Origin of the sequence: Nonomuraea sp. NPDC050786 (genome assembly GCF_040654115.1) — a bacterium.
In the GTDB taxonomy this organism is placed as follows: domain Bacteria; phylum Actinomycetota; class Actinomycetes; order Streptosporangiales; family Streptosporangiaceae; genus Nonomuraea.
On the sequence record NZ_JBFAHJ010000008.1, the window covers coordinates 52,372 to 67,210 of the forward strand.

The following is a 14,839-nucleotide window of genomic DNA, read 5'->3' on the forward strand; positions in this document are numbered from 1 at the left end:
CGTGGCGGGCGCGCCTCCGTACGCAGTGCCGGGCGGCGTCAGGAGGTGATGTCCTTGCCGGAGAAGCGCGCCCACGCGATCGAGCCGAACAGCACGATGTACGCCCCGAACGTCACCAGCCCGTCCCTCAGCGCCCCCAGGTCGATCGGGCTGCGCAGCACCGCGTCGAAGTCCGTGAACCTGGTCGGCAGCAGGTACGGCGTGATCGAGCCCAGCTCCGGGATCGCCCGGAGCACCTGGCAGACGATGACCAGCACCAGGGTGGCCGCGATGGCCCCGATGGAGACCTCGGTGAAGGTCGACAGCGCCAGCCCGATGGCGGCCAGGGCGGCCATCCCGGCGCCGACGTACCCGACGGCGATGAGGATGCGCAGCAGGCCGTCCGTCATCGAGATCGTGGTGCCCGACAGCAGCGTCACAGGACCGGCGGGGAAGAGGATCAGGCCGGTCAGCAGGGCCGTCAGCGCCACCACCGCGGTCACCGCGTACGCGAAGACGACCGCGTTGAGGTATTTGACCAGCAGCAGCCGGGTGCGTCCCGCCGGCGCGGCCAGCAGGTAGCGGAGCGTCCCCGCCCCGGCCTCGCCCGCGATCGAGTCGCCCGCCACCACGCTGACGGCGACCGGCATCAGCAGCAGCACGAGGAACGAGAACGAGGCGAACGTCAGCATCAGGCTGTTGCCCGCGACGTCCGCGATGATCCCGCCCATGCCCTCCTCGGAGCTGACGATGCGCAGCGCCACGCCGATGACGACGGGCACGATGCCGAGCACGGCCAGCATCACCAGGTTGCGCGGGCGGCGGAAGGTCAGGCCCAGTTCCGAGCCGAGCAGGCGCCAGAACGGCCACGTCCTTCCCGTCAGGGCGGGGGCGGCGGCGGGTGGCTCCGGTGGGCGGCGGCGTTCCGTGGTGCGCATGGTCTCCGTGACGGGTACCAGGCCGGGCGTGCGCCGGGCGGTCTGCGTCTCGGCCACGGAGACCGAAGGCGACGTCCCCGCCGCCGGCACCGGAGCCGACGTGGCCGCCGCCACAACCGTCGGCGACGAAGCCGACGTGGCCGGTCCCAAGGGGCCTGCCGTTTCAGCCGTCGACATCGAAGCCCTCCCCTGTCAGTCCGACGAACACGTCCTCCAGGCTCGGCCGCAGCACGGCCAGCCCGCGTACGGCCACGCCCTCCTCCACCAGCGCGGCGTTGATCCGCTCCGGCGCGTGCCCGCCCAGTTCGGCCGTCACTTCCCCGGACGCGGGCCGCACGTCGGCGAGGCCGAGCCGGCCGAGCACCCGGGCGGCGTCCGCCACGTCGGGCGTCTCCACCCGGACGCGTGCCACGATCCCGCCGCTGAGCGAGGCGATCGTGCCCTGCGCCACGAGCTTCCCGGTACGCATGATCGCCGCGTGCGTGCACATCTGCTCCACCTCCGCCAGCAGATGCGAGGAGACGAAGACGGTGGTGCCGTCGGCGGCGATCTCCTTGACCAGCGTGCGGACCTCGCGCGTGCCCTGCGGGTCGAGGCCGTTGGTCGGCTCATCCAGGATGAGCAGCTCGCGCGGCCCCAGCAGGGCGGCGGCGATGGCCAGGCGCTGGCGCATGCCGAGCGAGTAGTTGCGGTAGCGCTTGCCGGCCGCCGCCGACAGGCCCACGCGCTCGAGCGCCTCGGCGATCCGCCGCCCGGCGGTGCCGCGCGGGGCGGTGGGGTCGGCGGCGTCGAAGCGCGTCAGGTTGGCCGAGCCCGACAGATACGGGTAGAAGGCCGGCCCCTCGACCAGCGCCCCCACCTTGGGCAGGGCCTGGTGCTGCGGCAGGCCGAGCACGGAGTACTCGCCCGACGTCGGCGCGACCAGGCCGAGCAGCATGCGGATCGTGGTGGTCTTGCCCGAGCCGTTCGGACCCAGGAAGCCGAAGACCGAGCCGCGCGGAACGGCCAGGTCGAGCGCGTCCACGGCGATCTGGCCGCCGCGGAAGCGCTTGGTCAGCCCCTCCGTGACGATGGCGAACTCCCCGGCGTCCGTCCCCGGGGGCGGGGCCGCCCCGAAGGGCGCCCCCGCTTCCTGCGTGACGGCGGTCACTTGATGCCCGCCGCCTTGGTGATCTCCTCCGGGGTGACCGCGCCGACGAGGAGGCGGCCGTCGTCGGTCAGGAGGGCGGTGACGAGCTTGGTCTTGATCAGCTTGCCGGAGCCCCATGTGCCGCTCACCGGGGTGGCGGACTTCAGCACGCTGTCGACCAGCGCGCTCGGGTCGGCGCCGCCGCCGAAGCGCCTGCCGTCACCGGCGTCCGAAGGCGTCCCGGCGTCCGAAGGCGTCCCGGCGTCCGAAGGCGTCCCGGCGTCCGAAGGCGTCCCGGCGTCCGAAGGCGTCCCGGCGTCCGAGGGCGTCCCGGCCTTCAGGTCCGACAGCGAGAACGGCACGACCGCCACGGTCGTCCAGCCCTGCCCCACGACCTTCGCCCGGCCCGCGACGTCCTTGGCGTGCTCGGCGCGCTGCTCGGCGCCCTGCGAGAGGCCCGTGCCGAGAGTCTGCTCCTTCACCTTGGCGCCCGCGGGCGGGGTGAAGGTGAAGTTCTCGTCCGCCGGCGGCGTGAACGTCACCTGCGTGAACCCGACCTGGAACGCCGGCTCGGCCGACCCCTTGGCGTAGACCTGCACCTGCAGCGGGACGTACGTCTCGCCGTCGAGCGCGATCCGGATCTCCTGCACCAGCGAGCCCTCGTCCTTGGGCGCCAGCACGAGCTGGTAGGCCGACCGGCCCGCCACCTCGGCCGTGTTGATCACGCGGACCGCGGTGTGCTGGTCGGCATTGGCCAGCAGCCGCTCGGCCACCTGCTGCGGGGTCAGGTCGGTCGGCTTGGGCGTGGCCAGGTTGTGCTCCTGCCCGGCGCCCTCCTTGATGCTCACCTTGGTGGCGGTGTTGGTGGCGCTCTCCCAGTACCAGGCCTGGTCGCCGTTGACGATCAGATTGGTCTCGTTCAGCTGGGTCGGCATGGCCACCCGCAGCTTGTCCTTGGCGCCGTACCAGACCTTCACCTCGTGCGAGCCCGACAGCAGGCTCAGCGGCGACTCCGCGCCGGTCTGCGGCAGCGCCGGCAGGCCGAGCGAGGCCGTCTGCTGCACGGTGCCGGACATCGGCGGGATGCCGCCCTGCTTGCTGGTCGCCGCCACGGCGTCGGCCAGCAGCTGCTGCGCCGAACGCTCCGGCAGCACGGGGTCGCCGCTCACCGCGGCTATCACGGGGCCGGCGCCGATCGCGGCTCCGATCACTGCCGCGGCCGCGATCGGGACTCCCCACCTCACGAACGTGCCTCTGCGCATCTCACTCCTTAACGGTATGTCGATGCTCAGAGCCTGCGTGATGCATCCTGTGGCAGACCTGAGACTGTCTGAGACGGCTCTCAGTCTTCTCAGCGTCATCTCAGGGCAGGAACGGGAGAATTGCCATATGAGAGTACTTGTCGTCGAGGACGAACGGCGGATGGCCGCCGCGCTCCAGCGGGGACTCCAAGCTGAGGGGTTCGCGGTGGACCTCGCCCACGACGGCGAGGAAGGGCTCCACGCGGCCAGGCAGGGCGACTACGACATCGTGGTGCTCGACATCATGCTGCCCAGGCTGTCGGGCTACAACGTGTGCAAGCAGCTGCGCGCGGAGGAGAACTGGGTGCCGATCCTCATGCTCTCCGCCAAGGACGGTGAGTACGACATGGCCGACGGGCTGGATCTGGGGGCGGACGACTACCTCACCAAGCCGTTCTCGTACGTGGTGCTGGTGGCGAGGCTGCGGGCGCTGCTGCGGCGCGGCTCCGGGCGCCGGCCGTCGGTGCTGGTGGCGGGCGACCTGTCGCTGGACCCGGCGCGGCGCAGGGTCGAGCGGGGCGAGAGCGCGATCGAGCTGACGCCGAGGGAGTTCGCGCTGCTGGAGTACCTGATCCGGCGGCGGGACGAGGTCGTGTCAAAGGCGGAGATCCTCGAGCACGTCTGGGACACCTTCGACACCGACCCGAACGTCGTCGAGGTGTACGTCGGCTACCTGCGGCGCAAGATCGACGCCCCTTTCGGCAGGAACGCGCTCCAGACCGTGCGCGGCGCGGGCTACCGCCTGGCGGGCGACGGTGGCTGACTCCCCGCTCGTCTGGTGGCGGCGGCAGGGGCTGCGGTTCAGGCTCACGGTGGCGGCCGCCGCCGTGCTCGCGCTGGCGCTGGCCCTGTCGGCATCGGTGCTGCTCAGCGTGCTGGAGCGGGCGCTCATGGACACGGTGGACCAGTCCACCAGGCAACAGGCCCAGTCCGTGCGGGTGGCGGCCGACGCGGGCACGCTGACCAGCCCGATCACCACCCACGACGGCACGATCGTGCAGGTCATCGACGCCCAGGGGCGGATCACGCACGTCACGTACGGCACCGACCGGCTCGTTCCGCTGCTGGACGCCGCGGCCAGGGCCAAGGTGCTGAAGCACGGACAGGCCACGCTCCTGGACGGCCGGCCGTACGCGATCCCCGGGCCGCTGCGGGTGATCGTGCTCCGCGCGGACCGCGGGCAGACCGTGATCGCGGCCCGGCCCATCAGCGAGATCCAGACCAGCCTGGGCACGGCCGGCAGGGTGCTGCTGGTGGGCACGCCCGCGCTGATCGTGCTGCTCGCGGTGGCGAGCTGGCTCATGATCGGCCGTACGCTGCGCCCGATCGCGGCACTGCGCAGGGGCGCGGCTGAGATCACGCACACGGCCCGATCCCGCCGCCTGCCGGTGCCGCAGTCACGCGACGAGGTGCACTCGCTGGCCACCACGCTGAACGACATGCTCGCCCGGCTGGAGGAGGCCGAGCAGCGCCAGCGGGCGCTGATCTCCGACGCCGCGCACGAGCTGCGCAGCCCCCTCGCCAGCATCAGGCTGCAGCTGGAGGTCGCGCTCGGCCATCCCGAGGGCCAGGACTGGCAGGAGACCGCCGAGGGCGTCCTGGAGGACACGATGCGGCTGTCCAGGCTGGCCGAGGACCTGCTGGCGCTGGCCAGGCTGGACGAGCGGGGCGGTGTGCCCGCCAGGCGCGAGCCCGTCGAGCTGGACGAGGTCGTGCGGCAGACCGTCGACAGGTACGCCGAGGCGCGCCTGACGGTGTGCGACCCGGTCGTGGTGCGGGGCGACGCCCTCGACCTGAGCCGGGTGCTGACGAACCTGATGGACAACGCGGTACGTCATACCTCGTCGAAGGTCGAGGTGGCGCTGACCGCGGACGGCGTTCTGACGGTGACCGACGACGGGCCCGGCATTCCCGAGCAGGATCGCGAGCGCGTCTTCAACCGTTTCACCAGGCTGGATTCCGGTCGCAGCCGCGACGAGGGCGGCACCGGGCTGGGGCTGGCCATCGTACGGGAGACCGTGCGGGCGCACGGCGGGACGGTCGTCCTGGAGGACGCCGCTCCTGGGCTGCGGGCGGTGGTGCGGCTGCCCGTCTCCCCCTGACGGGCCGCGAGGGAGCGCCGCCGCCTGGAGGAGCGGCGGGAGCGTAGCGACCAGAGCGGGGGAAGGCGGCGGCATCGAGGCGACCGAGCCCGCCTCTGCGGAGCAGAGGCCGTGAGCACGCGTGCGTTCTCTAGTGCGGGTGTTGGATCGTTCCGAATCTGGTCAGGCCGCTGTCCCCTTTTCTGCCGTGGCCAGGAAGTCCTGGGCGATCAGCGGAAGGCGGCGGCGGGCGTGCACGACGGCGATGACGCGCCGCACGGCGGGCTCGAGCGAGCGCACGATCAAGCCTGCGCGGGCGGCCTGTTCGGCCATGCCGCGGTACCAGAGCAACGACGCCTGACCGGCGCGTACGGCATTGAGCCAGCCGTTGCGCTCGTCGGTCTCGAGCACGACCACGGGGCTCACCGCATACTTGCCGAACATGGCGTCCAGCTCCCTGCGCCGCATGCTGCCGCGGGCCGGTAGTGCCAGGCGCATGCCGTGCAGCTTGCCCATCGGCACCGGATTGGGGAGGTCGAGCCCGGGCGGGGAGATCAGCACGATCTCCTGACGCTCGAGCGGGTGGGTGATGAGGTCGGTGGGGACGGGCAGATCGGTGAGCCCGAGGTCGGCCCGCTGGTCCCTGATGGCGCTGACCACGGCGTCTCTGCCGTCGCAGCGGACGATGTGCACGCGTACTCCCGGGTGCTCGGCCGCGTAGGCCGGGAGCAGCCGTCCGGCGAGGCCGGGTTCGAGGCTGGGCGTGGAGGCGATGCGGAGCTCGGCGTCCGTGAGTCCGCTGGTGTTGGCCAGGCCCTCGATCTCGTGAACGGCATCGAGTGCCTCCCTGGCCAGCTTGACCACCCGACGGCCTTGGGCGGTGACGACCACGCCGCGGCCGGAACGAGCGAAGAGCGTCATGCCGAGCTCTCGCTCAAGATCGCGGATCGCGCGTGACAGCGCAGGCTGCGCGATGTAAAGCGATCTGGCCGCGTCGGTCATGGTGCGGTGCTCCGCAGTCGCGACCACATAGCGGAGCTGCTGGAGATTCATGCCAAAGAAGCTAGGGCAACGCCCGCCGCGGAGACCGGGAGATAACCGAGATCACCTCGAATGATTTCGGACCGTAACCGAGCACTGCTACATCCGTGACGGGTGATAAATCAGTATGCTTTTGCCCCAAATTTGGCAAGGGTCCGGCAAGTCGCACCCCAGAGCCATCCATTCCAGACAACCGGGTGATCGGGGAGACACGGTGCCAGGGAACGGACAATATCCACCCCCGCCACAAGGGCCAGGGCAGCCACAGAGGCCACCGTCCTTGCCATGGCCGCCGCCGAACTACCGCCGGCCGCAGCAGGGCGGCAGGCAACCGTACCCGCCGCCGCCCCCTCCCGGAGCTCCCCCGCAGGGTCCGGTCCACCCGCAGTGGCCGCAGGCGCCTCAGGGGCCGGCGTACCCGCCCCCACCCCCGCCCCCGCCCTACGGGCAGCAGCCCTACGGACAGCAGCCGTACCGGCAGCCGCCGCCTCCCCCTCCACCTCCCCCTCCACCTCCGCCGCCCTTGCCGCCGGCGCAGTGGGGGCCGCCGCAGCGCAGGAAGTCGGGCATGGGCGTCATCGGGGTGATCGGCGCCGTGGTGGGGTCGGTCGCGGCGCTGTTCGTGCTGCTCGTCATCGGGGCGGCGATGCTCAAGAGCTCGTCGGGCTCGGAGACGACGACGCCGGTCGCGATCCCGACGTACGAGCCGTCGGAGAGCACCACCCACGAGCCCACCCCCATCTGGACGCCGACGCGGTCGCACTCCGAGGAGCCCACCCAGCAGGAGACCAGCGAGCCGGAGACGACGCCCACCCAGCCGCAGCAGCCCAAGGTCACCCTGAACACGAGCCTGAAGAACAACACCATGTACCGGGCCGGCGCGCTGCCCAGGCTGAGCTGCCCCGCCGGCAACGCGAGCATCTTCAGCCACAGCCAGCTCAAGGCGCTGATCCTGAAGACCGGCAAGTGCATGGACCGGGCATGGGGCCCGATCCTGCAGAAGCAGGGCATCCAGTTCAGCCCGCCCAACTACGCCATCGCGGCCAAGCGGGGCAGGGGCGCGTGCGGCGACTACCCGTCGGCGGGCAGCATGGTGCCGTACTACTGCCCGCGCAACAACACGATCTACGCCTCCACCTCGGCCATGGCGAGGGGCAACGGCAACGCCCGCGGGTACGGCCAGATCATCTCCTGGCACGGCGGCATCATCAGCATGCTGGCCCACGAGTACGGGCACCACGTCCAGAACATCACGGGCTTGATGAACTCCTGGTGGCAGTCGAGCCTCGACTCCTCCGGCCAGAGCGGCAAGCTGGCGCTCAGCAGGCGGCTGGAGCTGCAGGCCACCTGTTTCGGCGGCATGTGGATGCGGTCGGTGGCGTCGTCGTACCCGGTGACCACCTCCCTGCGCTCCCGCCTGTTCTGGTTCTACGGCCAGGTGGGCGACTATCCGGGCTGGCCGCGCGACCACGGCACGCCCGCGAACAACAACCTCTGGTTCAGGCAGGGCTGGGAGAAGAGCAAGACGTACCAGTGCAACACCTGGCTCGCGCCGGCCTCGACGGTCTCCTGACCTTCGTGCAGGTGAAAGGTAAAAAATCCCCCACGGTGCACGCAATGTTCATCTCAGCTTGGGCACATGTCTCTGATGTCCAGATATGGGAGCTAGAATCCTGGCAATCTTGCCCCCATCGGGGGACAAACACCAGTTTTACCTGGTAAGGCGTATAAGGAGCCGGGCGTGAGCAACAGCGACGGGGCAGAGACCGTGCCTGGCGACGGGAAACGGCCCATCCGCCCGCGTCCCGGCTCCTCGGCCCCCCGCTTCGCCAAGCCCCTCACGTCCGCCGCCGTACTCGGGTGGACCGCCCTGTCCGCCATCGCGCCCGGCGCCGCCCATCTGCGCGCCGGGCGCCGCCGTGCCGGGCTGGCGCTCCTCGGCGCGTACGTGGTGCTGCTGCTGGCGGCCCTGGCCTTCTGGCTCACCCATCGCAACATGGAGGACTACACCTCGTTCGCCGGAGACGGGAAGATGGTCTCCGTGGTCGTGGTGGCCTCGGTCTTCGCTCTGGCGTGGTTCGCGGTGCTCGTGACCTCGTACATCGTGCTCGGCCCCAACCGGCTGAACCAGCAGGGCCAGGTGCTGACCGGCATCGTGGTCGGAGTGCTCTGCGTGGCGGTGATGTCGCCGTTCGCGCTGACGGCCAACTATGTCCTGACCCTGCGGGACACGATCCAGGAGATCTTCCCCTCGGAGCCCGACGACCCCGAGGTCCCGCCCCCTCCGAAGGAGGGCGAGGATCCGTGGGGCGGCAAGGACCGCGTGAACTTCCTGCTGATCGGCGGGGACGCGGCGGGCAACCGCACCGGCGTGCGGACCGACAGCATGAACGTGGCGAGCGTGGACCTCAAGACCGGCAACACCGTGCTGTTCAGCCTGCCGCGCAACCTGCAGCACGTGCGCTTCCCGCCGTCGTCGCCGCTGCACAAGCAGTTCCCGAACGGCTACATGGCCGAGCTCCCGAACGGCGGGCTGCTCAACGAGGTCTGGCAGTACGCCAACGAGAACCCGCAGCTCATGGGCGGCAAGGACAAGGGCCCACGAGCGCTGATGGACGCCATCGGCTACACGCTGAACCTCAAGATCGACTACTACATGCTGATGAACATGTACGGCTTCGCGGACCTGGTCGACGCCATCGGCGGCCTCAAGATCCGGGTCGAGCAGGACGTCAAGTGGGGCGGCCACTACGGCACGGCGGGCACCATCAAGGCGGGCTACCGGAAGCTCTCGGGCGAGCAGGCGCTCTGGTACGGCCGCTCCCGCGTGGACAGTGACGACTTCTCCCGCATGGCCCGCCAGCGCTGCGTCATCGGCGCCTTCGCCCAGCAGGCAACCCCCGCCAAGATCCTCACCAACTTCTCCAAGATCGCCGGCGCGGCCAAGCGGCTGGCCAGGACCAACATCCCGCAGCACCTGGTGCAGCCGCTGGTGGAGCTGGCCGTCAAGGTCAAGGGCGCGCGGATCACCAGCCTGCAGTTCGTCCCGCCGGAGTTCTACTCGGGCCGGCCGGACTGGATGAAGATCCGCCAGGCGACGAAGAAGGCGCTGAGCGACTCGATGCGGCCCATCGGGCAGGCGCAGACGGCCAATGTGACCGCCTCCCCCAGCGTGACGTCGTCCTCGGCCTCGCCGACGCGCACGCAGGCCGCGACGCCCACGCAGACGCCGACCAGGAACTCCCAGAAGAGCGGCGCCAAGTCTCTCAGCGAGCTCTGCGGCCTGTCATAGCGCCGCTGCGGACTTCCTCGGCAGCAGCGCCATGGCGCCGATGTAGAGCACCGCGGCCACGACGATCAGGCCCTTGTAGCCGATCACCAGCGCCGCGTACTCGAGGCAGCCGCCCACCATGGCGCCCAGCAGGTTCGCGCCGAAGGACGTGGTCGCGTCGGCCGTGTCGGCGAAGCGCTTGGCGAAGACGACGTTGGCCGCGAAGATCGGCAGGAACGCCACGACCACGGCCGCCACGGCCCGCAGCGGCAGCGGGAGCGACAGGAGCCACGCGTTCGGCACCAGCCAGGCCAGCAGCAGGCCCGCGAGGAGCACGCCGTACATGACCGGCAGGGGCGGGGTGCGGAAGCGGCGGGTGACCTCGACGGCGGCGAGGACCGCGACCAGGACGCCGGCGAAGACGATCGCGTTCACCACCCACGTGGTGCCGAACAGCAGCGCGAACCCGGTCACGCTCTTGGTCTCCAGCAGCATGAACGCCACACCGAGCAGGAACAGGTCCGAGTACGGGCGCATCCGCTCATAGGGCCCCGCCACGACGCGGACGGCGAGGAGGCTGACGAGGAGGATCAGGCCGAGCGTGATGAGGTAGATCGGCGGGATCGTGGCGTCCTTGAGGTAGAGGAAGGGCCGGTCGTCGTTGGCGGGCTGCGGGGTGCCGGGGGCGGCGCCCGGCCACTCGGCCGCGCAGCGTTGGTCGGAGGCGGTCAGGCCGGCCGTGATCACGGCCTGCTGGCCGGCCGTGCTGACGACGTCCACGCAGGGCTTGTGGCCGAAGGCGCGCTGCATCGTGGAGGCGAGGCGGTCGACGAGCCAGCTCTCGCGGTAGTAGTTGTACATCGAGAACGTGCCGCCCGGCTTGAGGTGGGCGCGGGCGGCCCGCATGGCCTCCTCGGTGAACAGGTAGCTCTCCAGGCGCAGCGAGGAGGCCCCGGAGACGAGGGTGAGCGAGTCGGGCAGGGCGAAGAGGATCAGGTCGTACTTGTCGTCCGTGCGCTCCAGGAAGGCGCGCCCGTCGGTGATGTGGGTGGTGACGCGCGGGTCGTCGTACGGCCGGTCGGGGTGGACCGAGCCGCCGAGCTCGCGCAGCTTGGGGTCGATCTCCACGGCGTCCACCCGGTTCGCGCCCTTGGACAGCGCGATGGCCACGTCGGTGCCGCTGCCCGCGCCGACTATGAGCACGTCCTGGGGCTGTTTCGCGTTCCGCTCGTACGGGAGCCCGTACTGGGCCTCCCACTGCAGGCGGGCGGCGGCGGGCACGGCCTGCTGGTGCGGGATGCCGTTGACCGCGATGTCGGTGACGAGCACGCCGAGCTGCGTGAGCTGCCTGGCCGTGACCTTGTAGTACGGCGACCAGATCGCCCCGGCGGTGAGCGTCTCGGCCAGCAGCAGCCCCACCACGGCCAGCGAGGGCACGGTGACCAGCCCGACATAGAGCGAGCGCGGCCGGGGCACGAGCAGCAGGCCGTAGCAGATGGCCGCGATCAGCCCCCAGAACACCGGCGGCGCGCTCAGGAACGACAGCGCCGTGAACGCCGCGATCCCGCTGAGGCTGCCGATCAGGTCGTAGCGGTACGCCTCCAGGCGCGGCAGCTCGGGGAAGCAGCGCCCGACGAGCTCGGCGGGCCCCATGAGCACCAGCGCGGCGGCGCAGAAGATGACCGGCAGGATCAGCCAGGCGGGCGGGCCACTGGTGGACAGGCTCGTCCAGTAGAGGACGCCCTCGGTGTTCCTGTCGACCGTCACGGGGAACGTCAGGACGACGGCGACCAGGAGGGCGAGCACGACGGGCGAGTAGTAGGGCTGCCGCCGCGACCGCCCCACGCGCAGGAACCCGAGCCCGATGCCGAGAAATGAGCCGAGCAGCACGAAATTCGTGAAATAGCTGAGATGGACGATGTTCGACCCGGTCCACCGGATGAGTGCCAGCTCGAGGAAGAGCATGAAGGCGCTGGCGAGGACGAGCCTCGGCCGCACCGCCAGCCAATGAGCTCTTTCCCCGTCCCCGACCGGCTTCTGCGCCTGGAGCGTCATGCTGCCTCACCGTAGTGAAGAGAGAGAAAACTAGGAAGTCCGGCGGCCGGCGAGAAATGTCGTCCGCTTCATACGAATTACGGCATTTACGCAGGTCAAAGACCTGAAACTCGCTGGACGCCAAACCATGGAATGGATGAAAGTTGGGGAGTTCGTTTCCCTCCCCGTCCTCCGGTGGTGACACATGCGGGTTCTGATCCAGCTCCGCCCCTCCCCCGATCTGGTCGCGGCCGTCGCCGACTCAGGCCGGACCGCGACCACGGCCGACGTGGCCGACGGCCTGCCGGGGGTCGAGCTCGACCCCGCCTTCGTTCCGGTGGCCGTCGCGCGGCCCGTCCCCGCGGCGGGCGGCGATCCGCTCTCGCTCAACCAGCCGCTCGCCTTCTCGCTGGCCGCCGAGGACGCCTCGGTGCTGGTACGCGGGACGATCTCGGACGACGAGCCGGCCTCCAGGATCGCGATGCTCCCCGCCCTCAGGCCCGACGTGGTCGGCGTCTTCGCCGATCCGGTGATCGGGACCACGCAGACGTGCGGGGGCGACCCGCCGGTCGGCGACTGGCACGACGTCGAGCGGCTGCTGAACGTGCCGGCGCTGCACGCGGAAGGGCTCGACGGCACCGGGGTGGCGCTGGCCGTCCTCGACACCGGGATCAACGCGGCCTACACGGCCAGGCAGCTCGGCAGGGGCGTCACGCTGGACGCCGCGCGGTCGTGGAGCCCGCAGGGCGTGTCGGGCACGCCGGGCGAGTTCGAGGTCGACCACGGGACGATGTGCGCGTTCGACACGCTCATCGCCGCCCCGCAGGCGTCGCTGATCGACATCCCGGTGCTGCTGTCCACCCGCCCTGGCGGCACGGCGATGGACGGGCTGCTGTCGGACGCGGTGTCGGCGTTCGCGCACCTGCGTGACGTGCTCTCCGCCCAGCCCGCCGCCACCAGGGCGCTGGTGGTGAGCAACTCCTGGGGCTCGTTCTCCCCGGAGTGGGACTTCCCGGTCGGGCATCCCGGCAACTACTCCGACAACGCCGCCCACCCGTTCAACCTGATGGTGGCCGAGCTGGACGCGGCGGGGGCGGACGTGCTGTTCGCGGCGGGCAACTGCGGGCTGCAGTGCCCCGACGGCCGGTGCGCCTTCCCCAGCCGGCCCATCGCGGGCGCCAACTCCCACCCGAAGGTCCTGTCGATCGGCGCCGTCGACGTCAACGGCGAGCGGGTGGGCTACTCCTCGCAGGGCCCCGGCCGGTTGACCGCCCGCAAGCCCGACATCTGCGCCTACACGCATTTCTCCGGGTCCAAGGCGTTCGGCGAGGGCACGCCCGACTCGGGCACCTCCGCGGCGACGCCGGTGGCCGCCGGGCTCGTCGCCGCCGTGCGCACCCGGTGGCCGGCCACCAGGCTGTCGCCCACCCAGCTGCGGGCGCTGCTGCGGCGCACCGCGGAGGACCGCAGCGAGGTGGGCTTCGACTACGACTACGGCTACGGGAACGTGGACCCGGCCGGGATCCTGGCCGCGCTCCAGCGACGGCTCAATCGCGCGGCCTGACGCCTGTCAGGCGTTCTGCCGGCTGAAGACCCGGGTCCCGACCGTGAGGCCGACCGCGGCGAACACCGCGGTCACCGCCACGCCCAGGCCCACCGTGCCCGTCAGGTAGCGGCCGTTGAACAGGTCGCGCAGGGCCTCCAGCACATACCTGAACGGGCTGATGTGCGAGATGGCGTCGAGCCAGCCCGGCGCCATCGACATCGGCAGGAACGACCCGGAGAGCAGCACCAGCGGGACCACCGCCGTGGACATCACGGGCGCGAACAGCTGCTCGTTGATCGTCAGCGCGACCGCGTACGACAGGGCGGCCAGGCTGACCCCCAGCACGACCACCAGCACGAGCCCGGCGGCCAGCCCGGGCACGGGAGCGCGCAGGCCGAAGGCGAAGGCGACGGCGAGGAGCAGCACCAACTGGATCACCAGCGTCAGCGTGTTGTTGAGCACGCGCCCGAGCAGCAGCGCCAGGCGGCTGGCGGGGGTGACCCGGATCCGCTCCAGCACGCCGGAGCGCTTCTCGAACACCACCCCGAATCCGGCCATGCCCGTGCTCATCAGCCCCAACTGGATGATCAGCCCGGGAACGAGCGTCTCCCACGTGCCGAACGTGGTGAAGATGGGCCCGAACAGCACCAGGAAGAGCAGCGGCTGGATCGCGCCGATGACGATGCCGATCTTCTGCTGGAGCGTGCCGCGCACGCCGTGGCGGAACAGCACCCAGGTCTCGCGGAGCATCAGATCCCCGCTTCCTCGCGCAGTGACCTGCCGGTGATGTCGAGGAACACGTCGTCGAGCGTGCGCCCGCCGGTCTTGAGCTCGGCCGGGGCGCCCTCGGTCACGATCCGGCCGCCATCGATGATCAGAATCCGGTCGCACAGGGCGTCGGCCTCGTCCAGATAGTGGGTGGTGAGGAAGACCGTCATGCCCTTCTCCTCCCGTAGCGAGCGGATGTGGTCCCACAGGTTGGCCCGGCTCTGCGGGTCGAGCCCGGTCGTGGGCTCGTCGAGGAAGAGCAGGACGGGGTCGTGCAGCAGGGCGAACGCGATGTCGAAGCGGCGGCGCTGGCCGCCCGAGAGCGCGGCGCCCGGCCTCTGCTCCAGCCCTGTGAGCCCGAGCCGCTCCAGCGCCGCCCGCGTCCTGGCCTCCGCCTCCCCGCGGCTCAGCCCGTACAGCATGGCCTGGAGCTCGAGCTCGCCCTGCAGGGGCGCCACGGGCGAGATGCCGCCGCTCTGGGAGACGTAGCCGATGCGCCTGCGCACCTGCCTCGCGTCGCCGAGCAGGTCGTGGCCGGCCACCGTGGCGGTGCCCGAGGTGGGGCGCAGCAGCGTGGTCAGCATGCGCATGGTCGTGGTCTTGCCGGCGCCGTTCGGGCCGAGGAAACCCACGATCTCGCCGGTCCCGACCGAGATGTCGACGCCTTTGACGGCTTCCACGCCGCCGTCGAAGGTCTTGCTCAGACCTGATGTCCGGATCATTTCATCACCTCCAAATTTAGAGTAGCTAT

General features: G+C 70.8%; 12 protein-coding genes. 5 read left to right on the forward strand and 7 right to left on the reverse strand.

Annotated elements, in window-relative coordinates; translation table 11 throughout:
* Window positions 1–38 precede the first annotated feature (38 nt).
* The 3 genes from AB0H84_RS17370 to AB0H84_RS17380 are packed head-to-tail and all read right to left on the reverse strand — an operon-like array spanning window position 39 to window position 3,308.
* Window positions 39–1,094 (reverse strand): ABC transporter permease, encoded by a 1,056-nt coding sequence (locus AB0H84_RS17370; RefSeq protein WP_357604379.1) that lies wholly within the window; start codon window positions 1,092–1,094, stop codon window positions 39–41.
* Complete coding sequence (locus tag AB0H84_RS17375) at window positions 1,081–2,067, reverse strand: ABC transporter ATP-binding protein (RefSeq protein ID WP_357604381.1); 987 nt, start codon at window positions 2,065–2,067, stop codon at window positions 1,081–1,083. The genes AB0H84_RS17370 and AB0H84_RS17375 overlap by 14 nt, the downstream gene beginning before the upstream one ends.
* On the reverse strand, window positions 2,064–3,308 hold the full coding sequence (locus tag AB0H84_RS17380) for a DUF2092 domain-containing protein (protein ID WP_357604383.1): 1,245 nt from the start codon (window positions 3,306–3,308) through the stop codon (window positions 2,064–2,066). Before AB0H84_RS17380 ends, AB0H84_RS17375 begins: the two co-directional genes overlap by 4 nt.
* Before the next feature lie 127 nt (window positions 3,309–3,435).
* Here AB0H84_RS17380 and AB0H84_RS17385 point away from each other — a divergent pair, with 127 nt between their 5' ends.
* Together AB0H84_RS17385 and AB0H84_RS17390 are read left to right on the forward strand one after the other, a co-directional pair.
* Window positions 3,436–4,110, forward strand: coding sequence for a response regulator transcription factor (locus AB0H84_RS17385; RefSeq protein ID WP_357604384.1), 675 nt, complete (start codon window positions 3,436–3,438; stop codon window positions 4,108–4,110).
* Window positions 4,103–5,449 (forward strand): ATP-binding protein, encoded by a 1,347-nt coding sequence (locus AB0H84_RS17390; protein ID WP_357604386.1) that lies wholly within the window; start codon window positions 4,103–4,105, stop codon window positions 5,447–5,449. The genes AB0H84_RS17385 and AB0H84_RS17390 overlap by 8 nt, the downstream gene beginning before the upstream one ends.
* A 162-nt stretch (window positions 5,450–5,611) precedes the next feature.
* On the opposite strand, the gene AB0H84_RS17395 is transcribed toward AB0H84_RS17390, so the two are convergent.
* A complete protein-coding gene (locus AB0H84_RS17395) occupies window positions 5,612–6,481 on the reverse strand; it encodes a LysR family transcriptional regulator (protein WP_357604388.1) in 870 nt (289 codons plus the stop codon).
* 556 nt (window positions 6,482–7,037) lie between these two features.
* Here AB0H84_RS17395 and AB0H84_RS17400 point away from each other — a divergent pair.
* Together AB0H84_RS17400 and AB0H84_RS17405 are read left to right on the forward strand one after the other, a co-directional pair.
* A complete protein-coding gene (locus AB0H84_RS17400) occupies window positions 7,038–8,042 on the forward strand; it encodes a neutral zinc metallopeptidase (RefSeq protein ID WP_357604390.1) in 1,005 nt (334 codons plus the stop codon).
* 168 nt (window positions 8,043–8,210) lie between these two features.
* On the forward strand, window positions 8,211–9,761 hold the full coding sequence (locus tag AB0H84_RS17405; protein WP_357604392.1) for an LCP family protein: 1,551 nt from the start codon (window positions 8,211–8,213) through the stop codon (window positions 9,759–9,761).
* Here AB0H84_RS17405 and AB0H84_RS17410 read toward each other — a convergent pair.
* On the reverse strand, window positions 9,756–11,795 hold the full coding sequence (locus AB0H84_RS17410; protein WP_357604394.1) for a spermidine synthase: 2,040 nt from the start codon (window positions 11,793–11,795) through the stop codon (window positions 9,756–9,758). The two genes, AB0H84_RS17405 and AB0H84_RS17410, sit on opposite strands and share 6 nt — an antisense overlap.
* Window positions 11,796–11,979: 184 nt before the next feature.
* On the opposite strand from AB0H84_RS17410, the gene AB0H84_RS17415 reads away from it, so the two are divergent.
* Entirely contained in the window at window positions 11,980–13,338 is a 1,359-nt protein-coding gene (locus tag AB0H84_RS17415) for a S8 family serine peptidase (protein ID WP_357604396.1), read from the forward strand.
* 6 nt (window positions 13,339–13,344) lie between these two features.
* Here AB0H84_RS17415 and AB0H84_RS17420 read toward each other — a convergent pair whose 3' ends face one another.
* Both AB0H84_RS17420 and AB0H84_RS17425 read right to left on the reverse strand, forming a co-directional pair.
* Window positions 13,345–14,070: an ABC transporter permease gene (locus tag AB0H84_RS17420; protein WP_357604398.1), complete on the reverse strand. Its 726-nt coding sequence runs from the start codon at window positions 14,068–14,070 to the stop codon at window positions 13,345–13,347.
* Entirely contained in the window at window positions 14,070–14,810 is a 741-nt protein-coding gene (locus AB0H84_RS17425; RefSeq protein WP_357604400.1) for an ATP-binding cassette domain-containing protein, read from the reverse strand. The genes AB0H84_RS17420 and AB0H84_RS17425 overlap by 1 nt, the downstream gene beginning before the upstream one ends.
* Window positions 14,811–14,839: the final 29 nt, after the last annotated feature.

What these genes read in the sequence shown, in the direction of transcription:
- AB0H84_RS17425 (WP_357604400.1), bottom strand. Translation starts at nt 14,810, where the DNA reads ATGATCCGGACATCAGGTCTGAGCAAGACCTTCGACGGCGGCGTGGAA.
- AB0H84_RS17410 (WP_357604394.1), bottom strand. Translation starts at nt 11,795, where the DNA reads ATGACGCTCCAGGCGCAGAAGCCGGTCGGGGACGGGGAAAGAGCTCAT.
- AB0H84_RS17385 (WP_357604384.1), top strand. Translation starts at nt 3,436, where the DNA reads ATGAGAGTACTTGTCGTCGAGGACGAACGGCGGATGGCCGCCGCGCTC.
- AB0H84_RS17400 (WP_357604390.1), top strand. Translation starts at nt 7,038, where the DNA reads ATGGGCGTCATCGGGGTGATCGGCGCCGTGGTGGGGTCGGTCGCGGCG.
- AB0H84_RS17395 (WP_357604388.1), bottom strand. Translation starts at nt 6,481, where the DNA reads ATGAATCTCCAGCAGCTCCGCTATGTGGTCGCGACTGCGGAGCACCGC.
- AB0H84_RS17370 (WP_357604379.1), bottom strand. Translation starts at nt 1,094, where the DNA reads ATGTCGACGGCTGAAACGGCAGGCCCCTTGGGACCGGCCACGTCGGCT.
- AB0H84_RS17380 (WP_357604383.1), bottom strand. Translation starts at nt 3,308, where the DNA reads ATGCGCAGAGGCACGTTCGTGAGGTGGGGAGTCCCGATCGCGGCCGCG.
- AB0H84_RS17415 (WP_357604396.1), top strand. Translation starts at nt 11,980, where the DNA reads ATGCGGGTTCTGATCCAGCTCCGCCCCTCCCCCGATCTGGTCGCGGCC.
- AB0H84_RS17420 (WP_357604398.1), bottom strand. Translation starts at nt 14,070, where the DNA reads ATGCTCCGCGAGACCTGGGTGCTGTTCCGCCACGGCGTGCGCGGCACG.